General features: G+C 45.5%; 8 protein-coding genes and 2 pseudogenes. 3 read left to right on the top strand and 7 right to left on the bottom strand.

Going from position 1 to position 19,149, the window contains the following annotated elements:
* Positions 1-275: 275 nt before the first annotated feature.
* A complete protein-coding gene (locus H735_RS30115; RefSeq protein ID WP_080641595.1) occupies positions 276-470 on the top strand; it encodes a RebB family R body protein in 195 nt (64 codons plus the stop codon).
* A 119-nt stretch (positions 471-589) separates the two neighbouring features.
* On the opposite strand, the pseudogene H735_RS13570 reads toward H735_RS30115, so the two are convergent.
* A pseudogene (locus H735_RS13570) lies at positions 590-1,521 on the bottom strand (IS5 family transposase).
* A 676-nt stretch (positions 1,522-2,197) separates the two neighbouring features.
* Between H735_RS13570 and H735_RS13565 the strand changes: the two are divergent.
* The gene (locus H735_RS13565) at positions 2,198-12,949 is read left to right on the top strand and encodes a DUF8038 domain-containing protein (RefSeq protein WP_020196427.1); all 10,752 of its coding nucleotides are present in this window, start codon (positions 2,198-2,200) and stop codon (positions 12,947-12,949) included.
* Positions 12,950-13,013: 64 nt separating this feature from the next.
* Here the strand turns inward: H735_RS13565 and H735_RS13560 are convergent, their stop codons facing one another.
* The 6 genes and pseudogenes from H735_RS13560 to H735_RS13540 form a co-directional block, all read right to left on the bottom strand.
* The gene (locus H735_RS13560; RefSeq protein WP_020196426.1) at positions 13,014-15,329 is read right to left on the bottom strand and encodes a M60 family metallopeptidase; all 2,316 of its coding nucleotides are present in this window, start codon (positions 15,327-15,329) and stop codon (positions 13,014-13,016) included.
* Positions 15,330-15,525: 196 nt separating this feature from the next.
* Positions 15,526-16,059, bottom strand: a complete 534-nt coding sequence (locus H735_RS32025; RefSeq protein ID WP_444547701.1) for a helix-turn-helix domain-containing protein — start codon at positions 16,057-16,059, stop codon at positions 15,526-15,528.
* On the bottom strand, positions 15,968-16,156 hold the full coding sequence (locus tag H735_RS32195) for a recombinase family protein (RefSeq protein ID WP_444547702.1): 189 nt from the start codon (positions 16,154-16,156) through the stop codon (positions 15,968-15,970). The genes H735_RS32025 and H735_RS32195 overlap by 92 nt, the downstream gene beginning before the upstream one ends.
* A gap of 206 nt (positions 16,157-16,362) precedes the next feature.
* Positions 16,363-17,253, bottom strand: a pseudogene (locus H735_RS30110) (IS91 family transposase); the annotation flags it as partial.
* Positions 17,254-17,466: 213 nt separating this feature from the next.
* Positions 17,467-18,171: a hypothetical protein gene (locus tag H735_RS13545; RefSeq protein WP_020196423.1), complete on the bottom strand. Its 705-nt coding sequence runs from the start codon at positions 18,169-18,171 to the stop codon at positions 17,467-17,469.
* The gene (locus tag H735_RS13540; RefSeq protein ID WP_020196422.1) at positions 18,161-18,472 is read right to left on the bottom strand and encodes a hypothetical protein; all 312 of its coding nucleotides are present in this window, start codon (positions 18,470-18,472) and stop codon (positions 18,161-18,163) included. Before H735_RS13540 ends, H735_RS13545 begins: the two co-directional genes overlap by 11 nt.
* Before the next feature lie 265 nt (positions 18,473-18,737).
* Between H735_RS13540 and H735_RS32095 the strand changes: the two genes are divergently transcribed.
* Complete coding sequence (locus H735_RS32095) at positions 18,738-19,004, top strand: hypothetical protein (protein ID WP_152447717.1); 267 nt, start codon at positions 18,738-18,740, stop codon at positions 19,002-19,004.
* Positions 19,005-19,149: the final 145 nt, after the last annotated feature.

The following is a 19,149-nucleotide window of genomic DNA, read 5'->3' as shown; positions in this document are numbered from 1 at the left end:
AAGAGCGAGTAGAGCAGCACTAGTTGGCGTTGGATTAAACAAAGGCTCCTTTTAGGGGACTCACACAAAGCCACCTTCTTTAGAAGGTGGTAATTTACTTTGGGATGATTTTGGTGACATCCAAATTCCCAGAGTAGTCGTGGGGTTAGCTAAATGAAAGAATTGGTTTTATTTTACTTAATTATCGTTATTTACTCCTTATTATTATTTTTAGTTTACTGTACCATCCATGGTGTTAATGATATTCAACACTTATCTTTGTGATGTAGTTATATATGAACTCTAAACCAACAAATCAAAAATTTACTGAACAACGCACAACATTTTCGGATGCTACTTTTTCAGAGACCATAGGTTTAGCAATGCATAATGCAATTACTAACCAACAGCAGTCACAAGTAACAACAGCAGCTACAGTTACTAATACTTGTGCTAAGTTACTTGCCGCTGCTTCTTTATCACCAACATAAGAAAGTTGTCTACTTAAACGGTTTTTGTAACGGTTTACCAATAATTTGGTAAGGTATTAATGGGGAGGGAGAGCGATGAGCAGAAACGAGAACTATATCAAGTTAAGTGCTTAATCTTTTTATCTTATTTTGAAAACATTTGAACTCACTTTTATCTTAAAGTTGCTATGCTCACTTGAATGATTGATCATGGCGTAAGCCTCACCAACCTGAGCGTTGTAATCTCTCAGGCTTAATTTCCCCACCTAACAACTGTTTCACTCGATATATTGCTGTCTCTGATAGCGAGCGCTTGTGATAGCCATACCGCTTTTTCCACGTTTAGTTTGAGCCGTAAAGCTTCTGACAATCTACTGCTAAATTGCGAGGATGCCCACGTTCCCAGAAGGCTGCCCCTTCTCGTGGTGGGATAAGTGGAACCGCTCGTTTGATTCCTATAACATCATAACAACCCTTTGTGTCATAAGCACCATCACCTGATATCTCTATGATTTTACGACGTGTCTGCTTTAGCAAGTTAGAGAGCACTTCGGCATCGGTTACGTTAGATAAACTCAGCTCTGTTGCGACGATTTCGTGGGTGCTTGTATCTACTGCGATGTGCAGCTTATGCAATACTCTGCGCTTCCCATCAGTACCATGCTTCTTGACCTTCCATTCACCTTCGCCATAAACCTTAAGACCAGTAGTATCAATGGCTAGATGTTGTATTGCCCCTCTGGTTTTGGTTTTAAATGAGACCTCAACTTCCTTAGTTCGGCGGCTTGTACAGGTATAGTGTGGGCAAACAAGTGGGATGTTAGCCAGCTTAAACACTGAGTCTAGAAAACTTTACAGTGTTCTCAATGGCATAGAGAAAACGCGTTCCACCATCAGTGCGGTAGTAATGGCTAAGTCGTTGAATCGGCGAGGTCTACTACGCTTGCCTTGTTTGTTTTACTTCCACTTGGCTACCGTTTCCTCATCAATCCAAAAGGTCAGAGAACCACGGTTGATTAAGGCTTTATTGTACTGCTTTCCTGTTAGTTGTTTTGTAACGAGGTTTAGGCATGAGGCTACGACGATTGATGGGTGTAGCCGATCAGATCTTCGCTTCTTGATTTAGTTTCACCGATTTAAGCAACAAAGCCACCATTAACCCAAAAAATATTTGCTTTTCGGGCTGTTAAGTCTTGTTGCGAGAAAACCAGTTCATGGCCTTTTTTATAGCTTTGGTAGATGTTTTGGATTCTTACTCATATCGAATAGATTTGTTTGCTGAGAGAACTACATAAATTCAAAAGCAAAAAAACACGATCAAGACGCAAATAAAAACGGTCGAAAATTGAAATTAAATCATTACAAAACAATGTATTATAGTTTTTGTAAGATTTTGTTAATGGTAATGGATTAAATAAAGTTCAATAATAAATAATAGATCCCAACAGTTAATGTGGATAAGTGGACAATCAAAGATTTACACACTTATCCACATTCTGGCTACGCTAAAAACTATAGTTTTCTAAATAATGGATGAAGACTAAATCGAGGCATTCCTATGGAGTAACCTAAGATTTTTTCAATATACTTGTATAAACTTTACTCTTAGTCAGTCTTCTTGCCTAAATGCAGTCCTTAACAGTATTGGTATTGACTAAAGAATCACAGTTAACTGCTTTTTACGCTATTTCATTGTCTCTCTTCATTAAAATTAGGCTTACTATTCATCTCTGTTTAATAGGCGCCTTATGACAAAAAATTGGGATCACCCTGAGGCTCAGGAGAGTGATGACTCTCTCATGACTCATCGCTCACCTCTTACCCTCGCTGGACCAGGACTGACATCGGTCATGGAAGCCCTCTCTCTGAGTCAGACCAACGACTCATCGGTACTTCACCCCTTGTTCCTGCACTTGCAGCAAGCTTACCTTACTCAAGCTCAAGAGTTCCGAGCTCTGGGGTATAATTGTTTTTTACCAACCTTTGATTTTGCTCTACGCGATGAGTTCGAGCAGCAGGTGCAACGTTTAGAGCAGGACATCGCGTCGCCTCTTGGCCAAAATCGCCATGATATCAAGCGTTTGACTATTAAACTTCGTCGTCAAGTTGAATGCTTTACACCCACTCAAGTGAATGCTTGGATAACGGAACAGGTGGCAGGTCAAGCAAAGGAAGATAAAAGTCACGACACAAAGCCTGACGGTAGCCGAAGAGCCGCCCAATCTCTAGTCCGCCGCCTAGAAGCGGGACTGAAGGTGATGAGCGTGCTGGCTCAGACACTCAGTGACATGGTGCTCAACGATGATCAGGTTACATTTGACGCACACCTTCGCCGGGAGTTGGTGCGTGAATTAGCGCATGACTATCATGCGGTGCCCGCTCAATTCTCTCAGGCATCGTCCGTACACGCGCCTTATTATGACGACGCTGATCATGGCACCACGCCACTTACCCCTGACGTTGCCATGGCTAATGCGGCGTTATCGTCAGAGCAAGCCCTTAGTGATGAGCTGACCCGTATCGAGGCCCAACCGTCAAACGATGAATCTCAGCGTTTGTGGTTACAAATTCGAGACGAAAGAACGGCCGAAGCTCTTGAACGGCGTGAGGCGCTGCAATCGAAGGCGTTAAAAGACATCCAACAAGAAATCGACAAGATTGATGACAAGTTGAAAGGCAAAGGTGTCACTGTGCCTCATTATGGCAAGGTGCACTTTCAACCGTCCTGTTCACTGCCATTTAAAGGGGGGGCTTTGGGGGCTTTGGCCTATTTGGGCGTAACGGAGTTGCTGCTTAGTGAGGCGCTAAAGACTGTCCAGGCCAGCCATGTTGAGACGCAGAAGGCGCTCAAGCAATATCAGGAAAAGCGACGACAGTATGCCCCAGCAGAGCGCCCGTCACCTCATCCATTGTCCAAAGAAGCGGCGAAGCAGGCGCTTAATAAAGCGACAAGTAAAGTGACCAGTACGGTGGCAAAAGGTTTACGCAAAGCTTTAGGGGTCATCCAGGTTGTGACTTCTCCCGATGAGCTACAGCAAGAGCTCAACAAGTCATTCCGTCGTAAGGAAGAGCAGCTTGCGGTCACCGGAGACAAACTCTTTTTGGTGGCCAATAAGGTACAAGGAAAGGGGAAGGTAACGCACCGGGTACTCAATGAAAATCTCAGCTGGGAAGATGAACGTCAACGGCTTTGTGATGCGATGGTGGCGCGTGTGTTGTCGCATTTGCAGCAACCTATCATCCTAATAGAGCAAACTGCGCACTCTCTTGTCACGGACTCAAACGCGCTAGATAAGGTTACGCATGAGCCTAAGGATAGAGCGGAGAAAGAGGCGGCGTGGCAGGCTCGACTGAAGGAGGTCAAGCAACGGCTTACCTTGTTGAAGACAACGGAGCGCGAAGACAGCCCGCAGGATGTTCAAGCGGCAATGAAACAGGCGCTGCAAGAGCAAGCGGAGGCGCTCCTTCACCGTCTTGTTGCGGAGTTAGATTTGCCAATAGAAGCGCAAACGGCGGTGGAGCAACGCAGTCAAGACATGCTGATGGCGAAAGAGAAGCGTGTCTTCCATCGACTGTCTCAAGCCCAGTATCAAGTACTGCAATGGTTCGCTGAGATGCAAAAAGAAGCGTTATTGCCAGTGCGAGATGAAAAAACTTTGACTCATTTAGCGCAAAAAATCAGGACGTTATCGGATAAGCTCGCGCTGGAAACGGGACACCACCTCGTACGAGGGAAGGAGTCTAGTGGGCCAGTGAGTGAGCGCGTACGGGAACAAGACACGCAACGCTTGAGTGATTCGATTGTGCGTAGTGTGTTGTGGCAATTGCAACAGCCTGCTGCGGATTTACAGCAAGCGGCGCAGCCGCTTCTGACCACGTCAAAAGCCTTGTCCGACTTCAACATGGAGGAAGGCATGCTCCCCGTTGAGTTCTCCTCTGAGCCGAGCTCGCTTTTTGAGTTACTTCAACGTAAACATCGCCTCGAGTCTCCGGAGAATAAAGCGGCGATGAAAAAGAAAACGCTGGATGAGCTGCTGATTAAAAATGTGACGCAACTGAGTCAAGCGATTGAGACGTTTGAGACCCATGAACGCAAAGACAGTCCACAAGATGTGAAGGCGGCCTTTCGTCAGAAGTTTGACCACGATGCGAAAGCGTTGGTGGATGCGTTGGTGTCGCCCCTTGAACTACGCCCTGAAGAGCGTCAAGCGATTAAGCTACGATGTGACGCGGTGTTGTCACCGCTCCTTCCGAGGTTATCTGAATCTCTATTTGACTGTTTGGCCACACTAGAAAACGCCGTGACAGAAGGGCAATCTCCCTCACGCTTGATGAACAAAGTCAAAGAGTCAGTTGAACGAGGCGTTTTACACTGTGCTTTGATGAAAGCCCGTTTAGCAGAGCGTTCAGCGCATGAAACGGGACGAGACTTGGACGAGATGTCACGAGGCGCGCGTCTGGCCAAGCATTGGGCCATGATATTGCTGGAAAAAATGGTGGCAGGACAGACGTTGCCATCACCAGGTGAGGTGCTGGTGCTGCTGCGTCGATACGGTCTGAATGACCAAGTACATTCGGCGGGAGACCCGGAAGGAGCATTGATGGCAACGCGTTTATCAAAAGAACTGGCCCGAGCGCAAGCCGGGATGTTATTACCGGCAATGACGCCGGAACGTTACGCGGCCTATGAAAAAGACTGGCTCGAATTTATGGTGACGTGGGGGCAGCGCCGATTTACGCGAGGGTTTGCTGGGTATATTTTTGAATCTGCGCTGAGTGTGCCGACCACATTTGTCTTCAATATTTTCAGTCCGCTTTACTGTCTTCCTCTGGCGTCACTAAAAATTCCGTACAAGGTGTATAAAACCAAGTCCTTAACTATGCCAGGGAGTGATAAGCCTTATAAAGCGATAGACACCATGGTCAAGAAGCGAATGCAGCAACTTGGTTTTCATATGCTGACGTCGCCGATGCCAACGGTGATGAAAACAGCATTAGGAGGAGTATTGGCTGGAGTTGGTTATGTGTATAACAAGCACGTAAGTGGTAAAGAACAGACTCTGGATGGCATATATGAGCAAGTGGTCAACGGGAAACAAAGTCAGCAGCTGAGAATAGACGACCTAGGCACACTGGCACTGCGCTCAGTGACCGCCTTAAGCAATTCAGGTTTTGAGGTGTTATCTGATCATGTGCAGCGACAGGTGTTGACTTTGTCGATGCCGATAGAGCCTCAACAATCGGATTTACTTGATGGGCAGCTGGATGATGAAGCGTTTGAGGGAACGATGTTTGACATTGAGTGGGCCGTCGAGGGTATTGAGCAAAATGGAAAGCAAGGAGCCCCTGTAGAATATATTGGTGCACAAGCGGTTTCCTCGAACTCATTAGGTGAACCTTGGCCATTCGAAATGGAAGATGAGACGTCGACGTTTCGTCGGGTTAGGCGCTCACTGGGCGACGATGATGCTCCTCGCGCTGCTGAGCCTTATCGTCCTCAGCGTTTACTCCCGCATATTCAGCAAAGGGAGGTCCCTATGCCTCGCCAACCATTAGAGGATTACCTTCATAGCGGCAGCGCGGATGAACAAACGGAGAAGCAAGAAATAAACGATGCGTATCAGTTAAAAGGTTTGACGTCAGCGCAGCGCAGTCAAGTGGTGGATGTCGATGATTCTATATGCGAACCCTTCAACTGGACAGAGAGTGACCAACATAGAATGGACGCTTTCAAGTGGCTGCTGACCGAAAAATGGGCAGGAAAAGGAGCAGATTTACCTCGTGGTCAGAATCATTGGGATTGGCGGAAAGTGAGACCTGCACCTAGACGAGTGGAAGGCCAGATAATCAGGCCAACTCGTGTGGGAGGAGGGTTTATGGCCCATGATGGAAACCGTCTTCACAACGTTACTCACGCTAGGCCGCGAATCGTTCTTTTTGGTCAGGAATGGGCATATCAGGAGTATGACAAGCCTAGCACTAGGGAGCGTATTTATAAAATTGGCTTGCCGGACGGTTCTAAATTCGTACAAGTGGTGCCACAAAATGGCACCTTTAAGCTCGTCGTGGCTGATGATATTTGGGAATACAACCGTCAGAAAGCTCTTAAAGACCTCAATCTTGATGGGTATCCAGAGTCATTAAAAACGTTGATTAAGAGTGAAATGCGACACATCGAACGTGGAGCTAATCCGAGAAATTTTCGGGAGTATCAGTTAAGGCTGTATCGAATGTTGTCTCTGCTTTCCCAAGTCAACGCAGGCACACCCCAATGGGATCTCTCCGCTTATGAAGGTGCTGGGTTGCCGGATGGTGTGCGAAATACAGTAAGAACAGCGGTGAAGCTCAAACAGGTTTTCGTGAACCTAGCGGGATCACATCCAAACATTCGTGAACAGTTGCGTTCAATTGAAGAGCTCCCTAATTCTAACCTCACGCCAATACGGACTGCGTTGCACAAATTCGGCATAAATCTGGATGATGAAATGGTACGAGTCACGTTGGATGCTGAGGGAGAACAAGAGTGTCAACGCCTAATGATGCATCCGAGGATAAGAAACGAAGTCCACCAATATTATCGTGCTTTTATTGATAAGGTTAAAAGCGACGTCTTTGCGCAGCTTGTACCGTATTTGGTGAACTCGGAAGAGAAGCTGAATGCTCTGAACTTAAGCCGCGAACAAAGAACACAGATAAGTGAGGAGCTCGCGGAGTTCAACGCGAGCGTGGCCCGCTCACCTGAAGAAGCTTTCTCTATGTATAATCGTGCGACAAGAGAATGGGAGGGACAGCTGGAGCGCGTGGCGTTAGGAATTCATGGAAATCCCGTCGAACAAGTGGTTGCTGCATACAAAAGGAGAAAATTAGCACTATTTGTTGACCATCATTATTCGGGTATCGGTGGTGATCACTTTGAAGTTGGTTATCAATACTATTCGGATTTAGAAACGCACTTCTACCTCGATCATTTACCTACTCGCTCCCTAGTTTTTGATGAGCAGCTTGCCGATTTAAAAGCGCTATGGCCATCAGATGTACAGAGAGACAGAGAAAGCGTCAACCGGGTGCTCACAAAGCTGACGACCTACAACAACAAGCTGCAGGTCTCTGCTGCGCCGCGTCGTGTGAAAGAGGGAATGAACTCAGTGTGTTCATCATTGAGGTTTCATGCCAAGGTCATGGAACATGCCCCTCATCTGCTGAGGGAGCCGGAGTATGAGCAAGTGATGGAAAATTTAAGCGCTTCTCTTGAACGCTGGAGAGATGATCGCGACGTCAACGAAGACGACGTGAAAGTGATTGAACCATCGTTACACGAGGTGGTGTTTCGTTTATCCGGTGGGCTTTCATTAAATCGAACGTTGGAACTGCCTCGAAGCGGGATGAGCCATCGTACGTTGGCGACTTATTTCTCTTTACAGACCGGTTTTTCACAACCAAGCATTGCAAAATGGCTTGAGCGTTCGATTGTGTTAAAGACGCCAGATGGACAGGTGCTATTTCAACCATTGCACGCTTATTTACGTGCAGGGTACTCGCTGCAAGATCTGCATGAGAAAAAACTGCTCAGTGACATCGATGGAGGGCCTCTATCTGATGACGTCATACGCAGGCTTGACGCATCTTTAGCTGATTATCGCTTCAATCTTGAGCACAATTCAGGGAGATTGAGTGAGTACGACAGCGCGTTTTCTCTCTTTAATCAGCGTTTAAACGTGGCCTTGCCACGCTATGTGACTGTGTCCTTACCAAGAAATGACCAGTCGCAAGAACTTGTTTTGATGCCAACTGCCTTGTTCTTATCTGGGGCGATGGACAATGCAAATGCGCACTGGCCAGCCTTATTAGATACCGCCCAGATGCGTTCGCTCGATGAGACGTATGACAAGGCGCTGGATGAAATGAAAGAGTTTCTTTTTGATGCCCATAAGCATGAAACAAAAGTACTAAAAGAAGAATATGGTGAAGAACTACTTCGTCAGGCGTTACCCATCGACGGAACGCAGAGTTCGGTCTGTTTTCATGCGCTTTTATCGGGACGGTTACCCAACCACCTTGCTGAGCGAGTGCGCAAACCAGACTGTTTGAGCGCATTGCAATGGGAGGCCATCCTCTCTGGTCAGGCATATCAAGAGATTCTCAAAGCGGCAGATGAACTGGAAGATCTAGAAACACGCACCCGAGACCTACTTGCGAAAGGTGAGCAGGCACTAGAAACATTGCAAACGCCGGCGCAATTCATTGAAGGGCTGTTTGCGCGTTATCACATCAACGCGAATGATACTTTTACCGTGACAGCCAGGAAAGTGGTGCCTGATTACATCAAACATAATCCAGACCAACTGGCTAAGTTTAAGCGCAGATATCCAGATAAGAGCTTTGAGGTGAATTATCTCGATTATGTACGCGGAGTGGATGAAACCCATTTGGAAACAGACCTATGGGCTGGTCATACGCTGGATTTCGAGGTGCCGCAACCACTTCGCCAGCTTGTTCTGGAGAACCCCAATATAGAGACTGTTTATCAAACCTATCTCAATACGCAGCTTAATGCTGAGGTAGGTCAAGGAGTTAACCTGATCTATCAGTTGATTGATGAGTCACAGTTTTCGAATGCCGATGAACTGAAAGACTACCTAAACAACGCGATGGACTCGTTTTATTTAAATGAACATGAAGCGGTAGGGCTGCAGTGGTTAACGAGGGTGCAACAAATTTATGCGGTGGTTGATATTGCCCTACCCATTAATCCATTGGCGAACTTGGCGCTAGACCTTATTTTTGAATATGGTTTTTCTAAGTGGAAACAGGCGCTTGCGACAGAGGAGTTTGGAGAAGCGTTTAATCAAGAGGCCAATATTAACTTAGTGTATTCGTTGGTCATTGGAGGGATGCGATTGAGTCCAAAAGCCCAAAAAGTCATTCATCGTTTGCGAGCGTCTTCAAGTATCGATACCAGCAGTATTAGCTCTGCGGGCAGGCAAGCACTGCAATCGTTGAAAGGACAGGCTTCGGCCCTGTATCGACGTGTCTTTCCTGTGGACGAAGTCTTTCCTGAACGAGTCGCTAAAATTAGACACAACAATGTAGACGATGTGGATACTGGCATGGTCATTGAAAATGTGGGCGGTGGTGCCTTAGTGGATGATGTCGCTTCTGATACCAGCGCTTTTACAATCACAGAGCGCCCTTTCCAGTTGATGGGCAAAGCTATGTTGGGTCGTAAAACGCGGCAAGGGAAGTTCAGTGTGTCCTGGAATAACGGGGAGACATGGCAAGCGGGCAATAAAGTCTCTCTATTTGCCTGGACGCTACAAAATGCCGGCGGCCGGGTGAGATTAGCTCAGAGTTTAGATGGTGTGAGCCATCGCAGTGTAGACGTACAAGATGTCCCACTTCACCAAAGAGCCGGCGGCGATTCAACTGACAATGCGGGGTCTTCAATAAGAGCGGTGGAAGGCGAAGGTCGACCGATGAATGGGGGAAATCCCCCTCTTCGACGTCCTTTGCTAGGAGAAGAGGTCTGGAAAGGCTCGTCACAAGTCTTACCGGGTAGTGACCAAGACTTTGTTTTGTATCTTGATGCTGGCGGGCTGCCGGAAGCATTTTTTGACACGCTCACCGAAGTAGCACCTCGCCTTTCGGCCAAACGTTTTTCTTATTTTGGCAAAACACTGGAAGGTAAAGTGGAATCGGGGGTCTTCTGGGTGAAGAGCAACGAAGTTGGCGCCCAATGGGTACAAGGCAGTTGGTTACAACAAGCCACGTGGCGCTTTAAGTACCGCCAGGGCAAGGTGAGTGATGTTCAAGAACTGGATGAGAACATCAATAGAGCGAGTCGAAAAGACGCAATGTACAGCAGTATCTGTTACACCGCTGCCTTCAACGATGCTCAGCAGGCAGGCACGCTCTCGCCTCAAGCGGTGAGGTGGCTGCATAGGGACATTGCGAAGCCGGACGCAGCGAAAGAGATAATGAATTCGGCGCATTATAAGCAAGCGTTTGGCTTTAATAGTAAGTCAGCTAAGCAGGCCTTAGACATGAGTGAGTTAACCCAATCGGGCTTTATTCATATCAATGAGTTTGTCGGAGAGGAAAGGCATTTTAGGCACGTCATTTATGTTCATGTCTCCACTGAAGGGACTTTTTTCTATCAAGTGAACAGTAGCCAGTTGCAAGTTAAGCTTGGGACTTGGGAGCCGTTAGGAAAACATGCATCAGTAAATCACTCCAAGCATCGAATGGATCGCGACACCGTGGCGGCATTTAATGATTACCTGACAACAGAGAGTAAGGGTTATGTGTTTACATCGATGGATGAGGTTCAGCGTCAATATATAGCGACGCAGACTCGCATTGATGAGTTAGGGCAAGGGTTTGAAGTCACAGTGGGCCGAGAGTGGGCGGAGCATATGGATATCTTACCTGACGGAAAAGTGATTGGTCGTACGCCACTTCTCAGGGAGTGGTATGACACAGGAGAAGGCCCCTTGCTATTGAGCCAATATACTGACCAATTTAAAGGTAAGCCTGGCCAGCAAGCCATTTCTATCATGGCAGATGAACAAGGCTTTTTCTATCACAAGGGAATGGAGGCAGCCAGCCCAGAGTGGATTAAACACACGCCAGAGCAATTTGTTGAGTACATCAAAGAATACGGCGGTGTGGACTTAAGGGAGGGCTCGGGGCCTATTCATCTTTTGGCGTGTTATGCCAAAAGCAGTGGCGCTGCTCAGGCGTTAGCGGATACCACTGGTCGACCAGTGGTGGCGTATTCTAACCGCGAGGTGAGTTGGAGACCCGCCTCAACAATCGAATCCCCTTCGCTAGAGGTATTGACACCAGCAGGACAGTTGCGACGTTGGTTAACGAGGCAAAACTTTAAGCGTGCTTCTGCTCGGGTGTTTTCGCCGAGAAATTCAGAGGTCTTCGATGTGGCGAGCGGTGAGGGGGGATTGCCTTTAAGAAAGAATGACATCGCAGAGACGTTGACAGAGCGTTCTCATAACGCTCAAGAGTTGGAGGTTATTCAGCATAGTCACGGGCTAGTCGAGGACATAGTTCAAAAGTATCAGGCTAACCCACTGGAAAAATGTGAGCAGTCAGCCAAAGAGCTCCACAGCTTTCTCAAAACGCAACATGGCTATACCGAAGTGCGTTTTGGTAATATCGCGTTTTGGGAAGGGGCGTCTGGTATGGATGCAGATATGTTTACCAACCATTGGGTTGTCTTGGCCAACTATAATGGTGTGGAAGTGGTATTTGACCCCACTGCACACCAGTTCTCGACAAAATATGGCATTAACGAGCCGATACTTGAGACCCGTCATAACTGGACTGCGAGGTATCAGCAGGCATTAAATGAGAAGCGGGGCGTATTAGCCAAAATGGTAGAAGTTAGCCATGTTTCCGGTGCGCCATTCTCTTCGAGTGAACAGTTCTCAGGCTTTCGATATATTCAGGGGGCGAGAGTGCTTTCGAGTTCTCATTGGTATAGTCAATCTGGTTATAATCTATATGCAAAATCGTTAAAGGGTAGCGTTAGACAAGCTTTCGTAACGAATGAGCCAAGTACCTCTTTTGTGCTAGGTACTGCGAATGGCCATATGGGGCCAGAGAAACCTAAGTTAGTTCAGTATGTCAATGATTCTGATGACGTCCGTTTTAAAGGAGACTATGAATCTTATCTGAGTGGGCTGACCGATGATATAGTAGCGAGTGAGCGTCAGAAGCTTCCAAGTTTGTTAGACAAGCTGGCACGAAAACAAAAAAGCATGAGGGAGTACCGAGAATCTTCAGGCGCTCCGTCCGTTGTTTTTCAACAATCTGAAAGGCTTGCGCAAGCAAACTTAGCGCAACTGGAGGTGGAATTCCCTCACCTCAAACCAACAAAAGAGGACATTGGTGCTAGCTTTGTCTTAATAAAAGGAAAGGGGGAACCGCCAGCCAAAAGGTTGGTTATCTCAGCTCATGGTGACTTCGACCCTGGAATGTCAGGAGGAGCAATGGTTCCACTAGGGAAAAAAGTGGTCTTTTTAGGAAAGCATGGAGATACTCTTTCGGAAGTACCACCAGAGGGGAGTACACTAGGGTGGGATAAGCTTCTTAATGGCCACTATAAGCCTTACGCGACCGTGACGAGAGGCGAAGGTGTTGATTACCATGGGCGAGATATTTCTCCAAGTGACGCGATAGGGTTGAATGAAATCAGGCGTCCGGAAAGAGTGAGAAAGTATCGCATCAAGCACTTCGAGAAAACATCAGAGGGTGAATACGAAGCGGCGGTGTGGCACAACCGGAAACCTTCATCTGATGTGACCTCGGCTGATATTCTGACAGTCAAACCAGAAGCGGGTTGGCAAGAGTTTAGCTCTTTGCTTGAAAAAATGAAGCAAGGAGGGGAGCTTGCACAATATGATGAAATCGTGTTCTGTGCGTGTCGTGAGCCTATAGGAGGGGGAGGCCGTGGGTCGGCATCTAATGTTGAGTTTGAGTCGTAAATAACGGGAGCATCATCTATATAGATACCGTCAATGAAGGCGGTATCTAACTACGGCTTTGATGTTAGAACTTCATGTCGTACATTTCAGGCGGATTTCCAGACACAAGCTCTGAAGGGAGTTGGTCAAATTCTTGTAGCTCTGGAAAACCGTAATCGTTGATCGTATCGATTGTGACTTGAGTTAACGGGAACTTCCAGTACTCAAAAAATGAAACAAGGTTTGTTTCAGTTGTTTTTGATGCCATCATCGCCATGACATTCATTTGCTCTTCATCTGTGCTGCCAATCTCAAATTCTGGGTCGTTGATTTCTCCATGAATATTCTCACGATAGCGTTGATGGAGATCGTGCATCACGGTTTCACCAAAGACAAAAAACATATGATGGAACATCATTTCTCGGCTTGCTCGTTCTAGCTCGGAGTAAGTCGATACTTGGGTTAGGTTGCTAAATGCTTTGGTAAATTCAGGGTCATACATAGTAACCAATTCGTTGATAGGTGTGTTGTATGCTCGCGCCGCAAAAGCATAAATATTGACGGACACTTCCCCTTGTCCTGACCATTTTAGGCCTGGAGTTTGCAGTGTGTGACCCACTTCATGCCATATTCCCCAGAAATTACGAGCTTCTTCAGGGGTGATCATGCGATGAGTAAGGCTCAAGTAATTATATGCTAAATAATCGTCATATTTCGCCATATAATCTGTGTTTCTGGCCAGAAATATATAGGGGTTATCGTCAGAATGGTGGAGCGGGTTAGTGTCACTATTACTGATACCTGCCGCTAGTTCTGTCGGCTCCAAAACTTCTTCATAAACATCAGACAACTCTTGCATATTAGTAGGGCTGTAATAGGAACGACGTATATCTAAAATCATATTATTGCCAACCATCTCAAGCCTTTCTGGTTTAGAGTACTGAGTGAGCATTTGTTCCCATTCGTTTTGCGTTGTTTCGTCATTATAAAAAACGGGGTATTTTTCTGTATTTGAAGCCATCAATCTGACGTTTGCTGAACGTTCCTTATCACTTGATTCGTTGGAGGAAAAATGTAAGTAAAGCGGCATACCATCAGCATCGTCAGGGTAAATCGTATGAGCAAAATTGAAGCTATTCAATCCTTCCTTTAAGGGGAATTTAGGGGAGCCAGCCCAAGCGCCGCCGGCCGCTTCTAAGAAGTCTCCCTCTTGAGTCCCTTGAGCCCACACAACAACAGTTCCTTCCCCATAGAAATAAAGGCCTGTCGGCGTTACATCTGTTCTTTTGCTATTCGCTAAACGTTCGGCCTCAACGCTATTATTCGGTCTGACGTCAACCGTTAACAAGTCCTCAGCCTGTTGTAATTCACTTTGTTGCCCAGCAAAAGCAATATGCGGGGCGTTGCCATCTCCGTGCGGGATAGTACGAGAGGCGATTAGGCGCCACTCTTCATTATCAGAGCTGCCATAAACTAAGAAATCTTTTATGCGCCCAGAATAGCCCTCTTTTGGTGGCGTGTAGACCAATGCATTAATATCAATGTTTTCACCTAAATCGATATTTACGTAGTTTGGGGTCCCTTCAGCTATTCTCATGTGTGTGCTGTGCTCACCATCAAACATCAGCTCCCAATTGTCTGTTTGGGTTCCATCGAGAACCTGCCAATTATCTCGAGTGACAAGTTTGCCCTCGCTATTGATGACATCAAACTCGGCAATTTTTATTTCGCCGAAGCCATTTTCCTCCGTTGCCGCAACAACATTGAGGTAACGAACTGAGGACGCGTCAGTGATGGCTTGTGAATTACTGTTAAGTATGAGCTTAGGTGCAAATTCATCGCCTGCTTCCGAAGAAGAGAATTCGTTGTAAACCAGTGATGTTTTGCTTTTCAGTGCTAGAGATAAGTTGCCATCTGCTTTGATTTCATTCAATACAGTTGTGTCGAGCGGGATAGTTACCCATCCCTCCTCATCTCGTTCTGCCGTGGAAAAGGTCGTAAGAGTGTCAGATGTGATGGGTTTTCCTGCCCAATCAAATGAGCTATTCCAAAAAGTATCATCACTGACTAGCAGGATATCGATGTCAGCGTCTCCTTCTGTAAGAACGTGAAGTTTAAGCTCTGCACTTTCAAGGAAACCACCGATGTTGTATTTCTCAAGGTCAAAACCAAGGTAAGCTTCTCGATTTGCGGGAGCATAATTATCATCACGTTTAACAATAAGGCGCTGTTCTCCACTTACCGAATCTGTATTTTGAGCAATGTAGGTATCAAAGACGGTGGTGCTTAGATAGTTGGGCGATTTTGCTTTTGGCAATGGTGTCGTTTGGGGAGGAATATCGGCCAGTAGAGCGGGTGAGTAGGCAGCCGTAAGTGCGATACTTAGTATTGCTTTTTTCATTAGAAGTCCTTCATTTAGTCAGGAGTGACTTCTTTATAATTACTATAAAAGCGTGTAATTTCATGTCGATATTAGGGCTATTTCTTTTATATCAATATGAAAACCTCAGCTTTCTTATATATTAATGATCTTTATAACAATAAGAGTTCAACTGAAATGTATGAATAACACAAAGGCAGAACGATGTGTGGAACATCTATGATTTGGTGATGACTCCTTGATTATACAACGCCCAGATCCGCTTTACTTGACTTACACTACAACCAACCAGAAAGGCCGTCTTACTGATCGTTGTTCCAGATCCTCTAAGCGCAATAATTTGTTGGTGAATATTGGCATCTGGTTGTCTACCTTTGTACTTGCCACGCTCTTTAGCTAATTTAATACCTTGCAGTTGTCTCTCTTTTCTAGTCTCGTAGTCCTCTCTCGCCATCTGCAACGCTAACTTAAGCAAAAGCTCTTGAATGGATTCAATAACGATTTTAGTTACTCCGTCCGAATCAAGTATCAACTCAGATAGATCAACAAGTCCTGGAACGCTTAACTTCGCTCCTTTGTCACGAATAGAGTTGACGAGTTTCTCTGCTTCGGGAAGTGGAAGTCGACTGATCCTATCTATCTTTTCTGCGATCACAATTTCACCTGGTTTGGAGGTCACCAATAAGACGTAATAGCTCAGGGCGATCAGCTCGTGCTCCTGAGGCTTTTTCTTTATACACACCGGCCACATAATACCCAGCAGCAATAGCATCAGTATAAATTTGACGTTGTCGTTCAAGATTTTGCTGAGAAGAACTAACGCGGATGTACAACCTTGCGATTTTCATAGACAGGTCGCCAAGTAAGGTATAGTTCATTTGGCCTAGTGTATAAGGGGAGCTAAAAATAAGAAATAGGGATTTAAATTGGCCATGTTGATTTTGGCTACTTAAATTAGCCATTTGGACTAAAAATCACATTTTAAGAGTGAAAGGTAGGAGCGACAACAAATTCCTTATCATAGTTTTTCGTTCCGTTGCATCTTAGACCCCTAGTAACGGAGCATCTTAAAGTGCTTATCGGGTATATGTTCGATGGGCCGGCAAATCAAATCCTTAGCGGCTAAAGTCAGCATTTCCTTTTCCCCAGTACGATGGTTAAGGTATTCAAACGTCAGCTGACCGCCTTTGCTGTAGTGGTGCAAGCGAGAGCCTGAAATTGGAGGCCGCTTCAAATAACGACCTAGGTAATTGACCGTCTTATGCGGTTGGTCCGTTTTCTTACCAAAATGCATTTTCCAACGACGGCGATATTGACTACGTAGAAAGGCGAACCAATCCTTTTCATGACGTATGAACGGGCAATCAGCTGCACTTAAATCAAGCTCTGAGTAATGCGCGCTTAAGAGCTGCGTGATCGCTGCTCACCAACATGCTTCGGTCACTTTGGCTTTGAAATAAATGGGCTTCCACAGTCCTGTTCGTTGGCAATTCCAATTGAGCTTGCGGCCGTAGGTATGAAGCGTACAGAAAACACCTATTTCTAAGCCTTGCCGTTTCGCTCAAGTCGTTAAAATGTCGGCCGCGCATTTGAATAATCGATTAAGCAACCAGCGATTATGACGAAAGATAGGCCAGAGAGTACTCGGCATGGTGAAGGTGATGTGTTGCCATTCGCAATCTGGCAGCACATGCTGTTGTTGGTGTATCCACCTTTCGTGGATTTGACGCCACAGCTGCTGCAAGCACGAGACTTACATATTTGGTGTAGGTACAGCCAGAGTTTTGCACTTGTAGAGGCGTGACCCCATGCTCGATGAGCCACAAGCCATCATTCGGGTGAAGTTATCGACCACGACATCTCTGATTTCAGAGATGTGCTTACTGAGATAAATGGCCCTAGTGCCGTTCCGAGAGAAAAGTTGTCTGAGTGAGCGCAAGTGCATGACCATTAGGGTAATGCAGAATTGTCAGTACACTATGAAGGTTAAGTTTCTTTGCTTTCGAGCGGAGCTCGCTCAGGCGGCTATGCCGCCGGTTCAAAAGAGAGTGAGCAACGCAATACCGAAGCCGCTACATACCACCTTAAACACCAAACACAACGCATAGTAAAATGCCACGCGTTGCGAATCACTCTTAAACAGATTGTTATGTGCTTTTTATTTCGGTTTGTTTTTTGCTTTGTACTCCTCAAACTGTGCTTCATCATTTACGTTATTTCTATGCACATCTGCATGTGTTTTAGGATTCAAATTTCGACCTTTAGTTGGGTCTAAAACATCCTCAGGATCAGTGTGCAACTCTTTCGGGTTAACATGATGGAATGCAAATCCTTTCTGTTTATCTTCCCCAGTTACTTCATCAACATTTACACCGCGATCATTCCTCAACTTGGGTAACTCTTTTTTTGTAAATGAGTCGACTTTCCTTCTCATATCTTGAGCTTCTGCAGAGTCTGATACGTTAAGAAGTGAATCCCTGTAATATTGGAGAAGCGCTTGTTTCTCTGAGTCTCGAACTTCTTGAGACTTTTTATCTGCAAGCCCAACTACAGCTGAACTATGTGCATAATTCTTCCCATCAAAACTCTTCTTTGCTGAATCTGGTATTTGGTTCTCAAAGATGTATGCACCTTTGGGTTTTGTTGTTTGGAAACCATTAGAAAAATCTTCTTCATCAACATAAACAACGCCGTTAGTTCCTAGCTTAACGAATTCACCTACATTAGAATCGATTTTATCGTATTTTTTAGGTTCAACTAATTCATTTCTTCTTACGGGCTTTTTATATTCAAAGTCAACAGGCTTTAATGTAACAGGTAGCTTACTCGTACTAGGCTTGTCTTTGTCATCATTATTCGGCATATTTTTTCATCCCCGAATAAAGCGCATTTACTTTTGCTGTTGCATCATCGGCATTCAAATGCTTGCAACGATCAGAGTGTAAAACTTTGACTAAGTTGTTACGCCACTCTTTGGCTTTGTCTTTAAACTCATACATCTCTTCCTCGATACCAAGTAACTTTGCTCTTTTTTCTCCATCAACATTTAACAAAACGAAAATTAAAAAAGCTTCCTTAGATTTAAAGTAATCCTCATAAGAAAACTCACTGACTTCATTAGAGTCAATGTCTTGAATAGTTTCTTTTTTATTAATATCTTCCATTTTCACACTCTCTACATGAGATATATTCACGAGCACATAACGCCCTGTTAAGGGGTGAGCAACGCAATACCAAAGCCGCCGCAAACCACCTTAATCACTAAATTCAACGCATAGTAAAAATGCCACGCGTTGCGAATCCCTCTTGAGCAGTTTGTTAGTCGCGAGGCACCGAGCGACAATTTTAAGCCAAACTAAACTTTGCGAACAACAAACTTTATGTGCTTTGATGCACTTAAGTCAGGCGTAGTTTCAAAGCGGCTACTCAATGAAACCACTTGGAACAAACAACGCCGCAGAAAACGAACTGACAACCCCAAAAAGGCCCTTTGGAAAGCTAATCTCACAGTGCGGACTTTCAACAAAGTCGCTGAAACCAAGTGGAATTTACAACACCAGAGAAAACGTCATTTCAGCGAGTAAATCGGCTTTTGTAACGACAAACTCACCGAGCGGAGTTGCAACCAAAAACAGACTCTCGATTGCCTTACTCTGTAAGCACCAAAGAACAAAGCAACCGCTAGGACAGGTATAAAACTTTGGACTTAAAACAGTTGGAACTAAGCTCTGATGATCGACGATTAATCGGTGTACCAAGCAAACAACTGCTAAATTTTAAGCTCAGAGACATGATTTTGATTGCTAGCTTTTTCTGGCGACTAACGCGCAGTTAAGGTGTG

Source organism: Vibrio owensii CAIM 1854 = LMG 25443 (assembly GCF_000817815.1).
Classification (GTDB): Bacteria; Pseudomonadota; Gammaproteobacteria; order Enterobacterales; family Vibrionaceae; genus Vibrio; species Vibrio owensii.
The sequence above is the reverse complement of the archived record's forward strand: the minus strand, read 5'-3'. Positions and strand labels throughout refer to the sequence as shown.